The sequence below is a fragment of the Sodalis sp. RH22 genome (genome assembly GCF_047324165.1).
GTDB lineage: Bacteria > Pseudomonadota > Gammaproteobacteria > Enterobacterales > Enterobacteriaceae > Acerihabitans.
The window spans coordinates 2,181,610-2,201,371 of record NZ_CP178731.1 but is presented as its reverse complement, the minus strand read 5'-3'; the positions used below and the strand labels follow the sequence as shown (position 1 = coordinate 2,201,371).

The following is a 19,762-nucleotide window of genomic DNA, read 5'->3' as shown; positions in this document are numbered from 1 at the left end:
GCATCGGACGGCGCCGCATAACGGATTGTCAACGCCTGTATAGACCGATCATGACTTGTAACACTGCCAAGCAGTATTGCAAAGGTCATCGCGCTTGCCAAGCCCCCCGTGAAGGCGGCGCACGCCTGGGGGCGGAAAGCGTCGCCGTCAGGGCTGCTTTTGCTCCGCGCCGGGCTCGCGCCAAAGCTTTAGCCTGGAGGTCTTGCCGATGCCGGGATTAAAGGTATTGGTGGGATCGATCTGCCGGTAGAACGCCGCCAGCTGCGGCTTGGCCTGGTAAAGATGGCCAACGTTGTGTTCGGCCGGATATTCGGCGCCGCGTTGATTAAGCAACGCCAGCATCCGTGCTTTCAACGCATGGCTGTCGACCCCCTTACGCACAATATAATCCTGATGAAAGACGTGGCACATGAAATGACCGTAATAAAGCTTGGCCACCAGTTGCCGGTCAATGTCCGGCGGCAGGGTTTCGAACCACTGGGTTTCATTGCGCGGCAGGGCAATATCCAGGGCCAGGATATCCTCCACCTCATCGCTGTGTACCGCATGATAGCGCACCGCGGCCCCGGCGGCGGCGAAACGGTGCAGGAAAGCCTTGCCGCCCTCGTCGTCGGTGCAGATAAAATAATCCCCCGGCTCCACGGCAAAAAAGTTTTTCAGGTAGGCCTCGGCCTCGTTAATGCCGTCGCCGGACATTTTCAGCAGCAGATGATGCTCATAACGCTCGCGGAACGCCGTCATGCGCGGCGGCAAATGCTGCGGCCACAGGCGGCTTGCCAACTGCAGGAAACGATCGCTGAGCTGCGGCGGCAGCCAGGCCTGGGCGTTCAGAGTGGCGTCGATACGGCCTTTTAGCTGGAACAGCCACGGCATCCGGTCGGTGCCGAGCCGGTTAATCATGATAAAGGTGTCTTTGCCGTAGGTGGCGCTGATATCGTAACAATCGCGATGCATATACTCGCCCGCCACCGGCAGGTTGGCGAAGCCGGACAGGACGTCGCGGCGCAGCCGGGCCAGGACCTGCGGGTCGTTGGTGCCGATGTAGAAGACCTGCTGGCGTTCCTCGGCGGGAAACGTATCCAGGCGCACGGCGAACACCGCCACCTTACCGGCGCTGCCCGACGCCTCGAACAGCCGGCGCTGGTCGGCGTTAAATCGCGACGGGGTGGCGGCATCCACCTGGCGCACCCGTTCGGCGTAATCATGATCGGAGCAGGCATGCCCGGCCGGTTGAACGTCCGCCGCCGAATATTGCCGGTTCTCCAGCCGGGTGAGGATCTGCTCCGGCGTGGTGCCTAAATCGATGCCTAAATGGTTGACCAGCCGCAATTGGCCGTCTTCATCTCGCTGCGCGAACAGCGCCATTTCGGTATAGGCCGGGCCGCGCTTGACCAGCGATCCGCCGGAATTATTGCAAATGCCGCCGATGACCGACGCGCCGAGACATGAGGAGCCGATAACCGAATGCGGTTCCCGCTTCAGGGGCTTCAACGCCTTTTCCAGCGTATAAAGCGTACTGCCCGCCAGGGCCACTGCCTGCCGGCCCTCGTCGATCAGCTGTACGCCATCCAGGCGCCGGGTGCTGACCACCACCACCTCGCGATCGTAATCGGAGCCGTTGGGCGTGGAGCCTTCGGTCAGGCCGGTATTGGCCGCCTGCATGATAATCACTTTGTCGGCGGCCACGCAGGCTTCCAGCACCCGCCACAGCGAGAGCAGCGAGTCGGGCAGCACCACCGCCAGGGCCGGGCCGCTGCCGGAGCGGAATCCCTTGCAATAACGCTGGGTCTGGCGGCTATCGGTCAGGACATGACGCTTACCGACGATGGCGGTAAGCTGTTCTAAAAACGCATGCGATAGATAAGGCGAAGTGTGCGGCATAACGATATCCTTTTCTCTGCGAAGCAAACTGATTTTATACCCACGGACGGGATACGGACTCATGTAAACTGGCGCATATGGATAATGAATATACGCCCGGAGCGGCGTCAATGTGAACATAATGAGAAAGGCGCTTTGCCGGCAGCCGGTCCGGCCGCCGCGGCGTCGCCGGACGCATCCCGGGCGCGCGGCCGATTAACGATATTCTTATCCAGAAACAAACGCTTTCAATAATTTAACCTTACCCACTCGCGTTCGTGATGGTCTACACTGAGCACTGCGATGCCTTATGGCATATTAACCAGAATATCCGTAGCGGGCGCCGGGCCCGGTACGCTTTCGCGAGTATGAGAACAACGATATGAAATGGCTGTGTTCACTGAGCCTGCTTGCAGCATTATCGCTTCACCCCGCCCTGGCGGACGATACCCAGCTTCCTTCTCCCGATTTGCCCCGCGACGCTTATGTTAACGCGCTGCTGCAAAAAATGACCCTGCAGGAAAAAATCGGCCAGCTGCGACTTATCAGCGTCGGGCCGGAAAATCCGAAGGAAGCCATCCGGGAGATGATCAAAAACGGCCAGGTGGGCGCTATTTTTAATACGGTGACCCGCCAGGATATCCGCCAGATGCAGGATCAGGCCATGCAATTGCCCCGGCTGAAAATCCCGCTTTTCTTCGCCTATGATATCGTCCACGGCCAGCGCACTATTTTCCCCATCAGCCTGGGGCTCGCCTCCAGCTGGAACCTTGATGCGGTAGCCACCAGCGGACGCATCGCCGCCTATGAGGGCAGCGAAGACGGACTTAACATGACCTGGGCGCCCATGGTGGACGTCACGCGCGATCCGCGCTGGGGCCGGGTCTCCGAAGGGTTGGGCGAAGATACGTTCCTGACCGCGGAAATCGGCCGCACCCTGGTGCAGTCCATCCAGGGTAAGAATCCGGGCGATCGCCACGCGCTGATGACGTCGGTAAAACATTTTGCCCTGTATGGCGCGGTGGAGGGGGGACGTGATTACAATACGGTCGATATGAGCCCGCAACGCATGTTCCAGGATTATATGCCGCCTTATAAAGCGGCCCTTGACGCGGGCAGCGGCGGGGTGATGGTGGCGCTGAATACCGTAAACGGCGTTCCGGCCACCGCCGATGCCTGGCTGTTAAAGGATATTCTGCGCAAGCAATGGCATTTTACCGGCATCACCATCAGCGATCACGGCGCCATCAAGGAATTGATCAAACACGGCGTGGCCAGTTCGCCCATCGAGGCGGTAAAAATTGCGCTTAACGCCGGCATCAACATGAGCATGAGCGACGAATATTTTATCCGCTATCTGCCGCAGCTGGTGAAAAGCGGCGGGGTCAGCGAGCAGGAAATTGACGAAGCGGTACGCCACGTGCTCAATGTCAAATACGATATGGGCCTGTTCCGCGACGCTTACAGCCATTTGGGCCCCGTGGGCAGCGATCCGCAGGACACCAACGCCGAAAGCCGCCTGCACCGCGACGCGGCGCGCCAGGTGGCGCGCCAGTGCCTGGTATTGCTGAAAAACCGCCTGCATACCCTGCCGCTGAAAAAACAGGGCGTTATCGCCGTGGTGGGGCCGTTGGCGGACAGCCAGCGGGATATCATGGGCAGTTGGTCCGCCGCCGGGCGGCCCGAGCAATCCGTCTCCCTGTTGCGCGGAATACGCAACGCCGTGGGGGACAAGGCCACCGTGGTGTATGCCCGGGGCGCCAATATTACCGATCATAAGGATATGCTCGCTTACCTGAATTCCTACGATCAGGCGGTGAAGAACGACCCGCGCGCGCCGCAGGCGATGATCGACGAAGCGGTCAAGGCTGCCCGCAAAGCGGATGTTGTCATCGCGGCGGTAGGGGAATCCCAGGGCATGGCCCACGAGGCGTCCAGCCGTACCAATATCACCATTCCAGACAGCCAGCGCGCGCTTATCGACGCGCTTAAGGCCACCGGCAAGCCGCTGGTGCTGGTGCTGATGAACGGCCGGCCGCTGGCGCTGGTGCGTGAGAACCAGCAGGCGGACGCCATGCTGGAAACCTGGTTCAGCGGCACCGAGGGCGGCAACGCCATCGCCGATGTGCTGTTTGGCGATTACAACCCGTCCGGTAAACTGCCGATGTCCTTCCCACGTTCGGTGGGGCAGATCCCAACCTATTATAATCACCTGCCCACCGGGCGGCCCTATCTGGCGGACAAACCGGATAAATACACCTCGCATTATTATGACGAGGCCAACGGCCCGCTTTATCCGTTCGGTTTCGGCCTGAGCTACACCACCTTCGACGTATCGGCGCCGGCGCTGTCAAGCACTACGCTTGGGCGCGACGGCAGTATCACCGTCAGCGTCACCCTGACCAATACCGGCCATCGCGACGGCGATACCGTGGCCCAGCTCTACGTACACGACATCGCGGCATCGTTAAGCCGTCCGGTGAAGGAATTAAAAGGCTTCCAGAAAGTGTTCCTCAAGGCCGGGGAAGCAAAAACGGTGACGTTCAGGCTGGATGCCGCCGCGCTGAAATTCTATGATCAGCAGATGCGGTTTGCCGCCGAGCCGGGCGAATTCGAGGTGATGGTGGGGCTGGATTCCGCCCGGGTCAAAACCGCGAGGTTTACCCTGCAGTAATCATCCTACCGTGAGCCTCAAGGGCCTGTCGCTGCGGACATGCTTTTTTGCAAAATATGCCGCTGCGTAACGTTTATTCCCCGCCGTTGCGCAGATTTTTACCATCATTGCCGCTAAAATAGGCGTCTGCAGGGGCTTAATGAGACACTATCATGGCGTTTACCGAAGTCGTCCTCGTCGATGAGCGCGATCAGTGCGTGGGCAGGATGGAAAAACTCCAGGCGCATCGCGAGGGGCTGCTGCATCGGGCGATCACGGTATATCTCTTTAATCCACGCGGTGAGCTGCTGCTTCAGCAGCGCGCCGCCGGCAAATACCACTGCGGCGGTTTATGGAGCAATACCTGCTGCGGCCATCCCATGCCCCACGAGGATACCCAGACCGCGGCCCGGCGCCGCCTGCATGAGGAAATGGGCCTGCGCTGCGCCCTGACGCCGGTGTTTAAGCTGCAATACCGCCTGCCGCTGGCCAATGGGCTGATAGAACATGAATTCGATCATGTTTTTTTCGGCGTCAGCGCGCAGGCGCCGACGCTTAATCCCGAAGAAGCCATGGCCTGTCGTTACCAGGCATTGCCGGCGGTGCTGGCGGATATCAAGGCGCGTCCGGCGCGGTACACGCCCTGGTTCAGGCTGACGCTGGCCGCCATTCCAGGCCATATAACCGAATTTATGCGCCTAAAGCGCGCCGGTTAAGGTTATTCTGCCCGCGATCTCCCCGCGAGCCTTAATGTTGTCTCCATACTTTCGGTTCTATTCTTATGCTTTCTTTTTTAATGAATAAATTCTAATTTGAACTATTCTTCCAAGAACATAATATCCGTTCAACCGCTGCGGATAATTTACCAATACCTCTGAGGGGAATGAAAATCATGGTCAATTTTTTTCATCACGGACGAGCGCTGTGTCTTGCCGCAGCCATGCTGGGTATGACCGCCGGCGCTCAGGCGGCCGATTCGCCGGTGCGGGTGGGATCGAAGATCGATACCGAAGGTTCGCTGCTCGGCAATATCATTGTCCAGGTTCTGGAGTCCCACGGCGTCAAGACCATCAATAAATCCCAACTGGGCACCACCCAGGTATTACGCGGGGCCATCACCGCCGGCGAAATAGATATCTACCCCGAATATACCGGCAACGGCGCGTTTTTCTTCAGCGATGAAAAAGATCCCGCCTGGAAAGACGCCAACGCGGGTTACCAGAAAGTCAAAAAACTCGATTATGACAAGAATCATATTGTCTGGCTGGAACCGGCGCCGGCGAATAATACCTGGACCATCGCCATCCGCGAGGACCTGGCCAAAAGTAAAAATATCAATTCACTGGCCGATTTGGGCGGTTATCTGAAAGCCGGCGGCAAATTCAAGCTGGCCGCCTCGGCGGAATTTATCGAACGCCCCGACGCCTTGCCCGCCTTTGAAAAAACCTATGGCTTTAAACTGCAGCAGGATCAGCTGCTGTCGCTGGCCGGCGGCGATACCGCCGTGACGCTGAAGGCCGCCGCCGAACAGACGTCCGGCGTCAACGCCGCCATGGCCTACGGTACCGACGGGCCGGTGGCCGCGCTCGGGTTGCATACCCTGGCCGATCCGCAGGGCGTACAGCCTATTTACGCGCCGGCGCCCATCATCCGCGAGGCGGTGCTCAAACAGCATCCTGATATCGCGGCCTGGCTGAAACCGGTATTCGCCTCGCTGGATACCCAGACGCTGCAAAAGCTCAATGCCGGCATCGCGGTGGAAGGACAGAATGCCAGCAAAGTGGCGGCGGATTATCTTAAACAAAAAGGGTTTGTCAAATCCTAACCCTCCCGGCGCCGGGGAGAGCCGCCCTGCGTGGTTAAAAACCGCGTCCTGCTGACCCTGTCGCTATTGGCGATTGCGGCGGGCGTTTGGCTGCCTTTTGTCAACTATGCGCCGAACCGCCTGATGTCAGGCCAGGGCATCGGGCTGGCCGCCCTGCTGGGCGGTGGGTGGTTACTGCTGCTGGCGCCGGTTGCCGCGCTGGTGGCGCTGTGTTTTGTCGCGCCCTCGCGCCGCGCGCAGCTGGCGGTTATGCTGCTGGCGGAGGTATTGCTGTGGTGCCTGGTGGCGCTGGCCGGCGACACGGCCACGCAACTGGCCGGGCGGGGCGGGCATCTGGCGCGCACCTCGTTCGGCAGCGGTTTCTGGCTGCTGCTCGCGCTGTGCCTGCTGATCGCCGCCGACGCCATCGGCCGCGCGACCGCCAGTCATACGCTGCGCGTCGTGGCCAATGCGCAAATCTGGCTGCCGCCGGTGGCGCTGATCTGGACCGGGCGGCTGGATCAACTGTCGTTATTTATCGAATATGCCAACCGGCGGGAGATTTTCCAGCAGGCGCTGGGCGAACATCTGACCCTGCTGTTCGGCACCCTGGTGCCGGCTATCGTTATCGGCATTCCGCTGGGGCTGCTTTGTCATCGCTCGGCGCGCTGGCGCCCGGCGCTGTTTTCCACCCTCAACATTATCCAGACGATACCGGCCATCGCCCTGTTCGGCCTGCTGATTGCGCCGCTCAGCGGCCTGGCCGCCGCCTGGCCGTGGCTGCGCGACGCGGGGGTAGGCGGTATCGGCCTGGCGCCGGCGCTGATTGCCCTGGTGCTGTACGCGCTGCTGCCGCTGGTGCGTAGCGTGAACGCCGGGCTGACGCAGGTACCCGCCGAGGTGATTGAAACCGCGCTGGGCATGGGCATGACCCGCGGGCAGATATTCCGCCGTATTCAGGTGCCGCTGGCGCTGCCGGTGATCCTCTCGGGCATCCGCATTATCGCCGTGCAGACCGTCGGCATGGGCATGATCGCCGCCCTGATCGGCGCCGGCGGTTTCGGCGCGCTCATGTTCCAGGGCCTGCTCAGCAGCGCGCTGGAGCTGGTCTTGCTTGGGGTGATCCCGGCTATCGCGCTGGCGGTGCTGGTGGACACGTTGTTTAAACTGATCATCTCTTTTCTTGAGACGGTACACCAATGATTCAATTTCAACATGTCAGTAAAATTTTTCACGGCAAACCGGCGGTGGAAGACCTGAACCTGAACATTGCCGAAAGCGAGTTTACCGTGCTGATTGGTACTTCCGGCTCAGGTAAGTCCACCACGCTTAAAATGATTAACCGTTTAATTGAACATGACCAGGGCAAGATTTTGTTCGCCGGCGATGAGATCCACAGTTTTAAACCGCAGGAACTGCGCCGGCGCATGGGTTACGCCATCCAGTCCATCGGCCTGTTCCCGCATTGGACGGTGGAGCAGAATATCGCCACCGTGCCGCAGCTGCTGAAGTGGCCGAAGGCTAAAATACGCGATCGCGTCACCGAATTGTTGGAACTGCTGCATCTGGACGCGGCGCAGTTCCGCGGCCGTTATCCCCACCAGCTTTCAGGCGGGCAGCAGCAGCGGGTGGGCGTGGCGCGCGCCCTGGCCGCCGATCCGGAGGTGCTGCTGATGGATGAGCCTTTCGGCGCGCTCGATCCGGTTACCCGCGCCGCGCTGCAGGCGGAAATTGCCCGTATTCACCAATTGTCCGGCCGCACGGTGGTGCTGGTGACGCATGATATCGACGAGGCATTGGCGCTGGCGGACCGCATTGTCTTGCTTGACCAGGGGCAGGTGATCCAGCAGGGTACGCCGCGTCATTTACTCACCCAGCCGGCCAATGTCTTTGTCAGGGATTTTTTCGGCCGCAGCGATATCGGCATTAAATTACTGGCGCTGGGCGCGGCGGGGAGCCATGCGCGCAAAGGCGAGCGCTTGCCCGGCAAACCGATAGCGGCCGCCATGACTCTGCGCGAGGCCCTGTCGGAGTTTGTCTCCCGCCAGACCGAACTGCTGCCGGTGGTGGATGAGCAGGGCGCATCGCTGGGCGTGCTCCATTTCCGCGATTTGGTCAAACCCGGGAAGGAGGAATAGCATGCTGCGCCGGGTAATTACCGATCCGCTGTTATGGTGCGCGCTGCTGCTGCTGGCGCTGATGTTCGGCATGACCAGGCTGGACTGGCTGTTCTCGCAGTTGTTTCCGGCGCTGGATCGTCCGGTCTATCTGCAGGACAGCTTTGCTTCGCTGGCCTGGGCCCATGTCCAACTGGTATTGCTATCAAGCCTTATCGCCGTGGCGATTGGCGTCGGCGCCGGTATCGGCGTGACGCGGGCGGCCGGCCGGGAGTTTCGCTCGCTGGTGGAAACCATCGTGGCGGTCGGCCAGACCTTTCCGCCGGTGGCGGTGCTGGCCGTCGCCGTGCCGGTGATGGGCTTTAGCGAACAACCGGCGATTATCGCGCTGGTGCTCTACGGCCTGTTGCCCATTGTGCAGGGAACCATCACCGGCATTGAAACGGTGCCGGCATCCATTCTGGAAACCGCCACCGGCGCCGGCATGAGCCGCTGGCAAATATTGCGCCGGGTGGAGCTGCCGCTGGCCGCGCCGGTTATCATCACCGGCATCCGCACCTCGGTGATTATTAATATCGGCACCGCCGCCATTGCCTCCACCGTGGGCGCCAAAACGCTCGGTTCGCCGATAATCATCGGCCTGAGCGGCTTTAATACCGCCTATATTCTACAGGGCGCGATGCTGGTGGCCCTGCTGGCGGTCATCAGCGATATGCTGTTCGAACGCTGGCTGCGCTGTTTTCACCCTACCTGATGGCCGCAGGGACGTCCTCAGCTATGGACGATGACGATATAACCGGCCAGCATGACGCCGCCGATGGCGCCGAGGGCGCACAATGAGATCAGGCCGAACACGCCCGCTTTGATAAGATTCATACCCTTCCTTAAGGTCGCGATTCACTTCATTATAAGTGCTGCGCGCAGCGATACAAGCGCGATGGGGCGGCGCAGGTTACACCCCAGGCGTGGCTTATGCGCCTCAACCCGCCCGCGGCCCCTGGCCGTCTGGGCTGGATCCCGGTTCCAATACCGGTTGATAACTGCAGATATATACAGCATAAGGCTGACGCCGGAGCCGGTCTGTGGGACAATAACCCCATCCCGTATTGAGAAGATAAAGGCTCATGCCGCTGTCCGTCGCTACCAAAGCGCAAATCCATGATTGGTATAAAGCGCTGCAAAAACATATCCCGGATTTTATATCCCGCACGCCGCAGCGCCAGATGATTGCCGAAGTGGCGAAAGCGCTGTCCGGGGATATCGAACGCCATTTAGTGATTGAGGCGCCCACCGGCGTGGGGAAAACGCTGTCTTATCTCATCCCCGGCATCGCCATCAGCCGCGCCGAGGATAAGCCCCTGGTGGTCAGCACCGCCAACGTGGCGCTGCAGGACCAGATTTTCAGTAAAGACCTGCCGCTTTTGAAAAAGCTGATCCCGGATTTGAAATTTACCGCCGCCTTCGGCCGCAGGCGCTATGTCTGTCCGCGCAACCTGGCGGCCATGGCGGCGGACAACGTATTCCAGGGCGACCTGAAGCTGTTTCTCGATGACGGCCTGGTCCCCGCCGACGGTAAAGAGCGCACGTTATGCGGCAAAATGCAGCAGGACTTGGCCCGCTTCGCCTGGGATGGCCTGCGCGATCATTACCCCAAGTCGGTGAGCGACGGGCTGTGGGGTAAACTTAGTACCGATAAAGCGAACTGTCTCGGACGTAATTGCCATTATTTCCGCGACTGTCCGTTTTTTATTGCCCGCAAGGAAATTGAAAGCGCCGATGTCGTGGTGGCCAACCATGCGCTGGTGATGGCGGCGCTCGACAGCGAATCGGTACTGCCCAATCCCAAGCATATGCTGCTGGTGCTCGACGAGGGGCATCATTTGCCCGACGTGGCGCGGGACGCGCTGGAAATGAGCGGCGAAATCACCGCCGGATTTATCGCTCATCAGCTGGAGCTGTTTATGCGCCAGACCGAACAGACCCTGGCGCAGTTCAAGCCGGCCAAGCCGCCCCTGCTCAGCGGCGGTGAACGCCTGAAGAACCACTGCGCTGAAATCCAGGAACTGGTGGCGCTGTTCGAACGGCAGGCGGTCTCCGTGCTGCCCCGGGACAGCGTGGCGGGGGAGTTTCGTTTTGCCATGGGGCAACTGCCCATCGCCATGAGCGAGCTGGCCGCGCGGCTGTTCAAGCTTACCGACGCGCTGCGCATGCTGACCGAGTTCCTGCTGAATGATTTGAGCGAGAAAACGGGCAAGCAGGATATTGTGCGCCTGCACCAGGCGCTGCTTCATACCAGCCGCACCCTGGGTTATTGGGAATCGGCCAGCAGGTTATGGAAGCTGGCGGCGCAGGATAAGGCATCCAATGCGCCGATCTCCAAATGGCTGACCCGTGAAATGTCCGATGGAGGCGCGCATATCTTCCTGCACTGCGTCGGCATCCGCGTCAGCGATCAGCTGGAAAAGCTGCTCTGGTCGAAGATACCCCATGCGGTGGTGACCTCCGCCACCCTGCGATCGCTTAATAGTTTTGCCCGGCTGCAGGAGCTTTCGGGGTTGCAGGAACGGGCGGGGGATCGTTTTGTTACCCTCGGGTCGCCGTTTGATCATCGCCATCAGGGCAAACTGGTGATCCCGCAGATGCACAACGAACCGGTGATGGCGCGGGAGGGCGAACATCTGGCCGAAATGGCGGCCTTTTTCCGCGCTGAGCTTGCCGCCGGCGCGCATCGCGGCATGCTGGTCCTGTTTGCCAGCCATCGCGCGATGCAGCTTTTCCTGACCCATGTCGTCGATCTGCGGCTGCAACTGCTGGTACAGGGCGACCAGCCGCGCTATCGCTTAATTGAAGAACACCGCCGGCGCGTGGATCAGGGCAAGACCAGCGTACTGCTTGGCCTGCAGTCCTTTGCCGAGGGGCTCGACCTGAAGGGCGAACTGCTGACCCAGGTGCATATCCACAAAATCGCCTTCCCGCCCATCGACAGCCCGGTGATCCTGACCGAAGGGGAGTGGCTGAAAACCCAGAAACGGCATCCGTTCGAGGTGCAAAGCCTGCCCAGCGCCTCGTTTAACCTTATCCAGCAGGTGGGGAGGCTTATCCGCAGCCATGAATGCACCGGTGAAATCGTTATCTATGACCGGCGTCTTATCACCAAATCCTACGGCGCGCGGCTGCTGGCGGCGCTGCCGGTCTTTCCCATCGAGCAGCCGCCGATGCCGATGCCGGCCGATGCTAAGCCCGGGACTGTCACGGCCAAGGGCTGAGAAACCGGCGGGCGGCTGGATGAGCCGCCTGTTCAGGCACGGCTTTCATTGTCCAGCTTTTGCGCTATGGCATGTTCCGCGGCCAGGGTAACCCGCGCCACCAGCCCCGGACAGTTAAACAGCCTTTCGTACACCCGGTCGGCAACAGGGCGAATAAGGTCAGGGCAATCCATCTGATGGTTATTCATATACAGCCTTACCACCGCGACGGTGGACGTTGCGGAGCCGTTCTCAATGCGGGTGATATGGGCATATTGGCGCCAAATTCCCGTTTTGGTCATGGCCTGCTGGATAATATCCCGGTTAAACGTCGGGGTAAGATTCAACGGCTTATTTTCCTTAAGCCGGGCGTCCATGACCTGATCGATGGTTTTATTTATCTGCGCCGGAAGATAAAGTGCAAATTCATTTGATTTCCATTCTAGTTTATCTTTTTGTTCTTTCAATAAACCGGATTTCATTTCTTTCACTATGCCTTCCGCGGTTTGGCTAATAAAGGTTTCGCGATCGACCGGTCGGTCGTGTAATAATTCCAGCGGCAGATGCCTTTTCAACTGAAGCTGGTCGTAAGCGGCGTCCCTGTTTTTTTGCGCGGCGCTAAGATCATAACGTTTACTGTTACAACCGACGAAGGCCGGTATAAAAGATTTAACCCCTCGGCCTGGCGAGGAACCGCCGCCGTTCCTTGACTCTGACGCGGCTACGCTATCGTCGTCTTCCGCTAGCGCATTATAGCTTTCCTCGCTATCCATGCTGGATTTAGCTGCAGCCCTTGCCGAATAGCTCCTGATATTAACCAGTTTTTTGATCACGGACGTTAATACATGGGTCCTGAGTGTAACCTGGCCCTCACTCCATGATGTGATTTTCGTAAAGAAGGAGGAATTCATACCCGTTATATGCATAATGTTTTCCTGATAATAAATAACAAAATAGAAAGGTAAAAAAAGTCATTTTTTTATATCACGCATCAATGTTGCATTCGATGTTTTTACTACCCATTGAGCGTTATCTACAAGTCCGGTTATAAAAGAGAGCCATTTTGGCCTTTTTAATTAAACTTCAGTAAAGAATATTAAATTTTTAGCGGCAAGGCGTGCCGCGCGAGCGACGGGCCCAGACCGGACATAGGACAGGTTATGCGCGGCATGGTCGCGGCGACGCTGAACCCGGTTATCCCTATCCCGGCGCTGTATTTGCTAGGAATAAGTTGAAGCACTTTATTAGCGCGTTAATGAAAGGTATTGTGGATTGAGACATCCGCGTGATCGCGGCGGATGGCAGAGGTTGAACTTTACATGCGTATTGGAAACGGTCGGTTATGGATTATAGCAAGGTCATAAAAGAAGTCGGACGGGGAAAAAATCATGCCCGCGATCTGGAGAGATCCACCGCTGTTGCACTCTATCGCGCCATCCTGGCCGGAGAGGTGCCGGAGCTGGAGCTCGGCGGGCTATTAATTGCCTTTCGTATCAAAGGCGAGGCCGAAGAAGAGATGCTGGGCTTTTATGAGGCGATGCAGGAGCGGGTGATGGCGCTGCAGGCGCCGGCGGATATGCCGCCGCCGGTGGTTATTCCCAGCTATAACGGCGCGCGCAAACAGGCCAACCTGACGCCATTGCTGGCGATGGCGCTCGCGCGCCTCGGCTTTCCGGTCGTGGTGCACGGCGTTACCGACGATCCGGGCCGGGTGACCAGCGCGGAAATTTTCCGCGCCCTGGGCATAGCCTGGCACGATAACCCCCTGGCGGCGCAAAGCGCGCTGGTCATGGCGCGTGCGCCGGTATTTATCCCGGTGGGCCATCTGTGCCCGGCGCTGGACGCCCAGTTAACGCTGCGCTGGCGCATGGGGGTACGCAACAGCGCCCATACGCTGGCCAAACTGGCGACGCCGTTCCATCATCATCTGCACTGGCGCCTGTGCAGCGTATCGCATCCGGAATATATCACCCGTATCGCCGCCTTTTTCAACGCCATCAACAGCAGCGCCCTGCTGATGAACGGCACCGAGGGCGAAACCTACGCCAATCCGCAGCGTCTGGCGAAAATCTATGCCCTGCACCAAGGGCGGCAGCAGGTCATACTGGACCCGCTGGCCCATCCGCTGCCGCCGCTGGAAAATCTGCCGCGCGCGCGCGACGCGCTGACCACCGCGCGCTGGACCGAAGCCTGCCTGCGGGGCGAATTCGCCTTGCCGGAGGCTATCCGGCTGCAGTTGGCCGCCATATTGCTTGCCACAGGGCAAGCTCCCGCGCTTGACCAGGCGCTGGCGACTGTCGATCGCGCGATACCCCACGACTGACGGCGTACCCTGAACCAGAGCGGCATGGGCAAGCGCCTTTTGCCCTGACTGAGAAATGAAGCAATACCTGTTATCAGGAGATGTTATGCAACAGGCAGTAGCGTATTTTAACGCGCTGAACCGCGATTACCTGGCGGTTCATCAGACCAAGGAAGACCTTTTCTGGCAGCATTATATGGCCATCGGCGGCGAGGACGTCGCGGATCGTTTCGCCGCTGCGGAACAAGCGTATAAGCGGTTTATCGCGGCGCCGGCGCGCCCGGCGGAAATTCGCCGTCATATCGCCGCGCTGGAACTGCTGCCGCCAGGCCGGGAACGTGACGACACCCTGCACGGACTGCGCGGCTGGTTGCGTTTTTTTGACTGCAACGTGATTGAGGATGCCCGGGCGCAGACCCTAATGGATGACCTTATCGCCGCGGAAAACGACCTCTACGCCCGGCGCAAAACCCTGGCGCTGACCCATATCAACGATAAGGGCGAACGGGTGGCGGCCTCGTTGGGCGAACTGATGACCAATCAGGCCAATAACGCCGATGAATCAGCGCGCCAGAGCTCGCAGCAGGCGCTGCGCGAGCTGGAGCAATGGCTGTTGCATAACGGTTTTCCGGCGCTGGTGCGCCTGCGTAACCGCTTTGCCCGCCAGATGGGCTATCGCAATTACTTTGACTATAAGGTCAATAAAACCGAGCGGATGACGCCGGAACAGCTGTTCGCCATTCTGGATCGGTTTGAACGGGAGACGCGGGAGGGTAATTTACGCAGCCTGCGGCAATTGGCGGCGGTAAAAGGCGAGAACGCGCTGCAACCCTGGAATATCCGCTACCGCACAGCCGGCGACGTGACCCGCCAGCTGGATCCCTACCTGCCGTTTGCCGAGTCCCTGGGCCGCTGGGTGGACAGCTTTAAACGGCTGCATATCGGCTTTAACGGCGCGCGGTTGCAGCTCGATCTGCTGGTGCGCAAGGATAAGTACGAAAACGGTTTTATGCATGCCCCCGTGCCGCCGTTCCGGCGCCAGGGCGAGTGGGTCCCGGCGCGCATCAATTTTACCAGCCTGGCCAAACCGGACCAGATCGGCAGCGGCATCAGCGGTATCAATACGCTGTTTCACGAGGGCGGGCACGCGGCGCATTTTGCCAATATCCGCCAGAACGCCCCGTGTTTTTCCCAGGAGTTTCCGCCCACCTCTATGGCCTACGCTGAAACGCAGTCCATGTTTTGCGACAGCCTGCTGGACGACGCCGACTGGCTGAAACGCTATGCCCTTAACGGCAACGGCGAGCCGCCGCCGGACGCGCTGATCCAGGCCGCCATCGCCGCGCGCCAGCCTATGCGCGCCTTTAACGAGCGCCATATCCTGCTGGTGCCTTATTTTGAATGGGCGCTGTATCAATGGGACGATGACCAGCTGACGCCCGACGCCATTACGCGGCTGGCGCGGGAAACAGAACAACGCATCCTGGGGATTGACGGCAGCCCGCGGCCGACGATGGCGATTCCGCATCTGTTATCGCAAGAGTCCGCCTGTTCTTATCAGGGCTATCTGCTGGCGCTGATGGCCGTGGAGCAAACCCGGCAGTTTTTCCTTAAGCGCGACGGGTATCTCACCGATAACCCGGCCATCGGGCCCGATCTTGCCGCCCATTACTGGCATCCGGGCAATAGCGTCGCCCATGACGATACGCTCAGGAGCCTGACCGGGGAGGGATTTAATCCGCTGTATTTGGCGGCGGCCTGCAACCAGACGGTGGATCAGGCTTGGCGTCAGGCGCAGGAGACCATCGCGCGCGGGATGGCGCGGCCGCAGCCGGCCGCCGATTTTGCCCTGGACGCCGTCATCACCGTTATCGACGGCGAGCGGGTGCTGGCATCCAACGCGCAGGGCGATGAGCAGATGTGCCGGGAGTTTGCCGCGGCGATTCGTCAGGCGTATTGATCCGCGGGTAAGCCGCTGCGATCAGTTTTTATGATAAACCGGGCTGTAGCCTTCGATAGCCTGGTTTTTTTCCGGGGAAAAAACCTGGCGCGGGCAATTGCCGGCGGTACTGGCGGTGGTTTTATTGATGCAGGCGCTGTCCGCGCGCGGGTTGCGCGGCATATCCGGCAGCCGATAGGCGGGCAGGGCGTAAGCCGCAGCGCTGAGCATCACAAGCAGACTGGCAAGGATTGTACGTTTCATAATAATCACGCTGTAAATAATATCATATCGGATGCTTATGATACGCTTGTTACATGGATTTTACAGCCGTGATTATTGATAAATTGCATCAGTAAATTTGATGGACAGTGACCGGCGTGTCTTGACGGACAAAGCGGCCGCCGCCCTGGGGTTAACGCGCGGGGCGATCGTCCGGACGCACTTTATCAAAGCGCTGCTCGTCCGAAATGCCGTAATACGCGCTCGGCCCTCCGGCGCGCAGTATGGGATGCGCGGCGGCGGTTTGGTATACGCCCTGCTCATTAAACAGCTTTTTATCAATATGTACCGCTACGACTTCACCCAATATCAGCCAGCTTTCGATTAATCCGCCCTGGGCGTCCTGCAACTGGATGCATTGGGTTAACTGGCACTCAAAATTGACCGGGCTTTCGGCGACCCGGTGCGCGGCCACCCGCGTGCCCTTGATGGGCGTCAGGCCGGCAAAGCTGAATTCGTCTTGTCCCGCGGGCAGCGAGGCGGAGCTGTTATTCATCGCATCGGCCAGTTCGCGGGTCGCCAAATTCCAGACAAACTCCCCGGTGGCGGTGATATTGGCCACGCTGTCCTTCCAGCCGACGCTGCAAAATCCGATGATCGGCGGATGGTAGTTAAAACCGTTGAAAAAACTATACGGCGCCAGGTTGCGCTGCCCTTGCTTATCGACCGAGGCGATCCAGCCGATAGGCCGCGGACCGATAATAGCGTTAAACGGATCGTGCGGCAGGCCGTGCCCGTGACGCGGTTCATAATAATAACGGGAAGATGAACTCATGGTTTCTCCAACACTATGGACATTTACGCCGGCGACGGGCATCGGCTTCTGTGCCGCCGGTAGCGGGCTTCGCACCGTGGTTAACACGTGGGATCGCGTGGGAAAGGGCGGCAATCCCCGGCGTGGCGAGGTTGCAATAATAGTGTACTCAGGGAGCGCTCAGCGCAACTGGCTGTCTTTACTTCCCCGGCGGTTATAGCCACTGTGGGCCAGCTGTTTTTTATCTTGTTCGGACTGGCAATGCACGCACAGCTGCACACCGGGCAACGCCGCGCGCCGCGCCTGCGGAATAGGTTCGCCGCACTCCTGGCAATGATGGGCGCTTTCTCCTTGCAGCAGAGCGCTGCGCGCCCGCTGCACCGCGTCGTTGATGGTGGAATCGATTTGATCTTGTACCGCGCCTTCCGGCGCCCAGCCGCTTGCCATGGGATCGCTCCTCCCGTTAAGCCGGTGTGAAAAGTCAAAAAAGCCGGCAAGGTCATTACGCTGCCGGCTTTTGCTGCATTCAACTGATTAGCCGGCGCTAGTGCATCGCACCCACCGGCGAAGCAAGGTATTATTCGATATTAGACTCGATAAACCACAAGAATTTATCCAGATCGCGCGAAGCGGCGGTCAAGATATCAGCCGTATCTTCGTCGTCTTCTGCTTCGGAAATCGCCTTGCGGGTGTCGTTCGCCACCACGCCATAACGATCCGCCAGCGCTTTCAGATGATCCTGAACGCTGTGGATATTGGTCGGATAGCTGGTCAGCGGGGTCTTGTCATTGGTGACCTGTACGGTACCCAAGGCGACGCCGCCTAGCTGGACCACGCGTTCGGCGATGGTGTCCTGATGATCCTGGATAACGGTACGGAAACCATCAAGCATTTCGTGTACCGCGATAAAATTCGCGCCGCGCATGTTCCAATGGGCTTGCTTGGTGATCAGCGCCAGGTCGACATACTCGATCACCAGACGGTTTAACAGCGCGATACTGGAGACCTTGACCGACTCTTCCAGATCGTTACGCGTATAAATAAGTTCGGAAGATTTCGTTTTAACCAGTTTAGCGGTACTCATCATTAATCATCCTCTTAATTGATCATTATTAATTTCGTTCAGGCATAAAGTATAACAGCGTTTCGCAATCCTGCATCCTATCACTCATATCGCCGATACCTCTCAGTGTCGCCACCGCTGAACGCATTAAACAGCTTAGCAGGATAAAAGACATCAACCATGAGAGTACTCCCGGCATCACAACCGCGTTTTGTTGTTTCGGGCCGGTAATACAAATGGTTTTCATTTAAAATAATGCCTCTAATAATTATTATAGCAAAAAGTCTCTGGTTCAGCACAGCGTGCCGCAGAAACAGGCGCTGAAAATCAGGCAGAACGGCTTTGAAGGGAGATGCATTTAGTGTTCCAGAATGCCGTAATAACATAATTAAATAGTAGTGGCGGTTTTTATGAGCAGAAAATATGAGGGCGGCGACATGGGTTGTGAAAAAAAATCACGCGCATTGCACGATAGTGGTCTATTTTTTAGTCATTCAGTTCGGATTAATCTGGATATGTTGTAAGGATACGTAAAGTCTGATTTGTGACATATAGCACAAAACATAAGTAAAATGAATGGGATAGAAAGCTTTGAAAACTTATGTTACACGATACGTTTACTTGGACAACATTTATTAAGCAGAGTTTCGTGCTACTTTTTGTTATATTTTCATGGTTAGGACGTAAATTCACATTTGAGGTGGTTATGAACAAAATTGCATGTCTTTCAGCGTTAGCTTGTGTATTGGCAGTAGCGGCGGGTTCGGCGACTGCGGGCGAAAGCACCGTTTCCGCGGGTTATGCCCAAGGTGATATGCAGGGCGTCATCAACAAGGCATCGGGTTTTAACCTGAAGTACCGTTATGAAATGGATGATAGCGCGCCTTGGAGCATGATCAGCTCCTTCACCTACCTGGAAAAGAACCAGGCTGAACAAGGCACCTACGAAAAAGGCACTTACTACGGCATCACCGCCGGTCCGGCTTACCGCATTAACGATTGGGCCAGCGTATACGGCGTAGTCGGCATGGGCGTGGGCCAATTTACCGACAACGCGCAAGACGGCCGCGATTCACACCGCACCAGCGATGTTGGCGTAGCATACGGCGCAGGCTTGCAGTTCAACCCGATGGAAAATGTCGCGTTTGACGTTTCCTACGAACAAAGCCGCATCCGCAGCGTAGACGTTGGCACCTGGATCGCAGGCGTTGGTTACCGCTTCTAATTTCCCTTCTGCGATCGGGCGGCGCCGGTTTTCCGGTTAACGACCCCGGTGTGGACATGATAAGCATGGCTGAGCATTTCAGCCATGCTTTTTTTTTATCCCGGCCGCGCCCTCCCTGCTTGGACGGCGACACTTGTCCCGTATCGCCCATCCACCCTCCGGCCCGTATCAGGGCGCGCATGCTGTTTATCGAGCAGCTGCGTTTTTATATTCTTCCTGCCGCCAGAGCAGTATTTTAAAGAAGGGCAATGGTGAGCCGGGAATAATGGGCTATGGCATGCCACACCGCTATAGTGTCTCTCTTTTATCCTGCCTGACGGGACGCCCTTATTTATCGGTTATGCATTATTAGCGGTCGCCCTGGCGGGATGCTGGCGAAATGACACTGTATTTATCCTGCTCGGCGGGTAAATAAGGTATACCCTTATGATATGACAACCCTGATATTTATTGATGATGTTAATATGACAAAATATTAAATCAAATAATAATGCCTTATATTGGTTAGCGGGCCGAAA

The 19,762-nt window shown here is 58.2% G+C and carries 16 protein-coding genes and 1 pseudogene; 10 read left to right on the top strand and 7 right to left on the bottom strand.

Translation table 11 applies throughout. The features are described 5' to 3' along the window. Positions 1-147: 147 nt before the first annotated feature. On the bottom strand, positions 148-1,881 hold the full coding sequence (gene dld, locus ACL2XN_RS09950) for a D-lactate dehydrogenase (protein ID WP_413722353.1): 1,734 nt from the start codon (positions 1,879-1,881) through the stop codon (positions 148-150). 361 nt (positions 1,882-2,242) lie between these two features. Here dld and bglX point away from each other — a divergent pair, with 361 nt between their 5' ends. The 6 genes from bglX to ACL2XN_RS09920 all read left to right on the top strand — a co-directional run bounded on the left by bglX (position 2,243) and on the right by ACL2XN_RS09920 (position 9,188). Further along, entirely contained in the window at positions 2,243-4,534 is a 2,292-nt protein-coding gene (bglX, locus tag ACL2XN_RS09945; RefSeq protein ID WP_413730726.1) for a beta-glucosidase BglX, read from the top strand. Positions 4,535-4,686: 152 nt separating this feature from the next. Continuing rightward, positions 4,687-5,229, top strand: coding sequence for an isopentenyl-diphosphate Delta-isomerase (gene idi / locus ACL2XN_RS09940; protein ID WP_413722354.1), 543 nt, complete (start codon positions 4,687-4,689; stop codon positions 5,227-5,229). Between the two features lie 176 nt (positions 5,230-5,405). After that, positions 5,406-6,338 (top strand): ABC transporter substrate-binding protein, encoded by a 933-nt coding sequence (locus ACL2XN_RS09935; RefSeq protein ID WP_413722355.1) that lies wholly within the window; start codon positions 5,406-5,408, stop codon positions 6,336-6,338. A 30-nt stretch (positions 6,339-6,368) separates the two neighbouring features. After that, complete coding sequence (locus ACL2XN_RS09930; protein ID WP_410015966.1) at positions 6,369-7,520, top strand: ABC transporter permease; 1,152 nt, start codon at positions 6,369-6,371, stop codon at positions 7,518-7,520. Then, positions 7,517-8,455 carry an ABC transporter ATP-binding protein gene (locus tag ACL2XN_RS09925; protein ID WP_410015965.1) on the top strand — a complete coding sequence of 313 codons (939 nt, stop codon included), beginning with the start codon at positions 7,517-7,519 and terminating at the stop codon, positions 8,453-8,455. Before ACL2XN_RS09930 ends, ACL2XN_RS09925 begins: the two co-directional genes overlap by 4 nt. Before the next feature lies 1 nt (position 8,456). Next, positions 8,457-9,188, top strand: coding sequence for an ABC transporter permease (locus tag ACL2XN_RS09920; RefSeq protein ID WP_410015964.1), 732 nt, complete (start codon positions 8,457-8,459; stop codon positions 9,186-9,188). Positions 9,189-9,205: 17 nt separating this feature from the next. Here ACL2XN_RS09920 and ACL2XN_RS09915 read toward each other — a convergent pair whose 3' ends face one another. Beyond that, a complete protein-coding gene (locus tag ACL2XN_RS09915; RefSeq protein WP_410015963.1) occupies positions 9,206-9,310 on the bottom strand; it encodes a hypothetical protein in 105 nt (34 codons plus the stop codon). Between the two features lie 248 nt (positions 9,311-9,558). Here ACL2XN_RS09915 and dinG point away from each other — a divergent pair. Further along, positions 9,559-11,655 (top strand): annotated as a pseudogene (dinG, locus tag ACL2XN_RS09910) (ATP-dependent DNA helicase DinG); the annotation flags it as partial. Positions 11,656-11,732: 77 nt separating this feature from the next. On the opposite strand, the gene ACL2XN_RS09905 reads toward dinG, so the two are convergent. Continuing rightward, the gene (locus tag ACL2XN_RS09905) at positions 11,733-12,170 is read right to left on the bottom strand and encodes a hypothetical protein (protein WP_413723589.1); all 438 of its coding nucleotides are present in this window, start codon (positions 12,168-12,170) and stop codon (positions 11,733-11,735) included. 851 nt (positions 12,171-13,021) lie between these two features. On the opposite strand from ACL2XN_RS09905, the gene ybiB reads away from it, so the two are divergent. Both ybiB and ACL2XN_RS09895 read left to right on the top strand, forming a co-directional pair. Continuing rightward, on the top strand, positions 13,022-14,002 hold the full coding sequence (ybiB, locus tag ACL2XN_RS09900) for a DNA-binding protein YbiB (RefSeq protein WP_413722357.1): 981 nt from the start codon (positions 13,022-13,024) through the stop codon (positions 14,000-14,002). 85 nt (positions 14,003-14,087) lie between these two features. Next, entirely contained in the window at positions 14,088-15,941 is a 1,854-nt protein-coding gene (locus ACL2XN_RS09895) for a M3 family metallopeptidase (protein WP_410015960.1), read from the top strand. Between the two features lie 21 nt (positions 15,942-15,962). Here ACL2XN_RS09895 and ACL2XN_RS09890 read toward each other — a convergent pair whose 3' ends face one another. From ACL2XN_RS09890 to dps, 4 genes are all read right to left on the bottom strand, one after another. Beyond that, entirely contained in the window at positions 15,963-16,184 is a 222-nt protein-coding gene (locus ACL2XN_RS09890) for a hypothetical protein (RefSeq protein WP_410015959.1), read from the bottom strand. A gap of 151 nt (positions 16,185-16,335) precedes the next feature. Next, positions 16,336-16,977, bottom strand: coding sequence for a flavin reductase family protein (locus tag ACL2XN_RS09885; protein ID WP_410015958.1), 642 nt, complete (start codon positions 16,975-16,977; stop codon positions 16,336-16,338). A gap of 159 nt (positions 16,978-17,136) precedes the next feature. Further along, positions 17,137-17,403: a DksA/TraR family C4-type zinc finger protein gene (locus ACL2XN_RS09880; RefSeq protein ID WP_410015957.1), complete on the bottom strand. Its 267-nt coding sequence runs from the start codon at positions 17,401-17,403 to the stop codon at positions 17,137-17,139. 130 nt (positions 17,404-17,533) lie between these two features. Next, positions 17,534-18,040, bottom strand: a complete 507-nt coding sequence (gene dps, locus ACL2XN_RS09875) for a DNA starvation/stationary phase protection protein Dps (RefSeq protein WP_410016595.1) — start codon at positions 18,038-18,040, stop codon at positions 17,534-17,536. Between the two features lie 685 nt (positions 18,041-18,725). Here dps and ompX point away from each other — a divergent pair. After that, positions 18,726-19,244 (top strand): outer membrane protein OmpX, encoded by a 519-nt coding sequence (gene ompX / locus ACL2XN_RS09870; RefSeq protein ID WP_410015956.1) that lies wholly within the window; start codon positions 18,726-18,728, stop codon positions 19,242-19,244. The last annotated feature ends 518 nt before the right edge of the window (positions 19,245-19,762 follow it).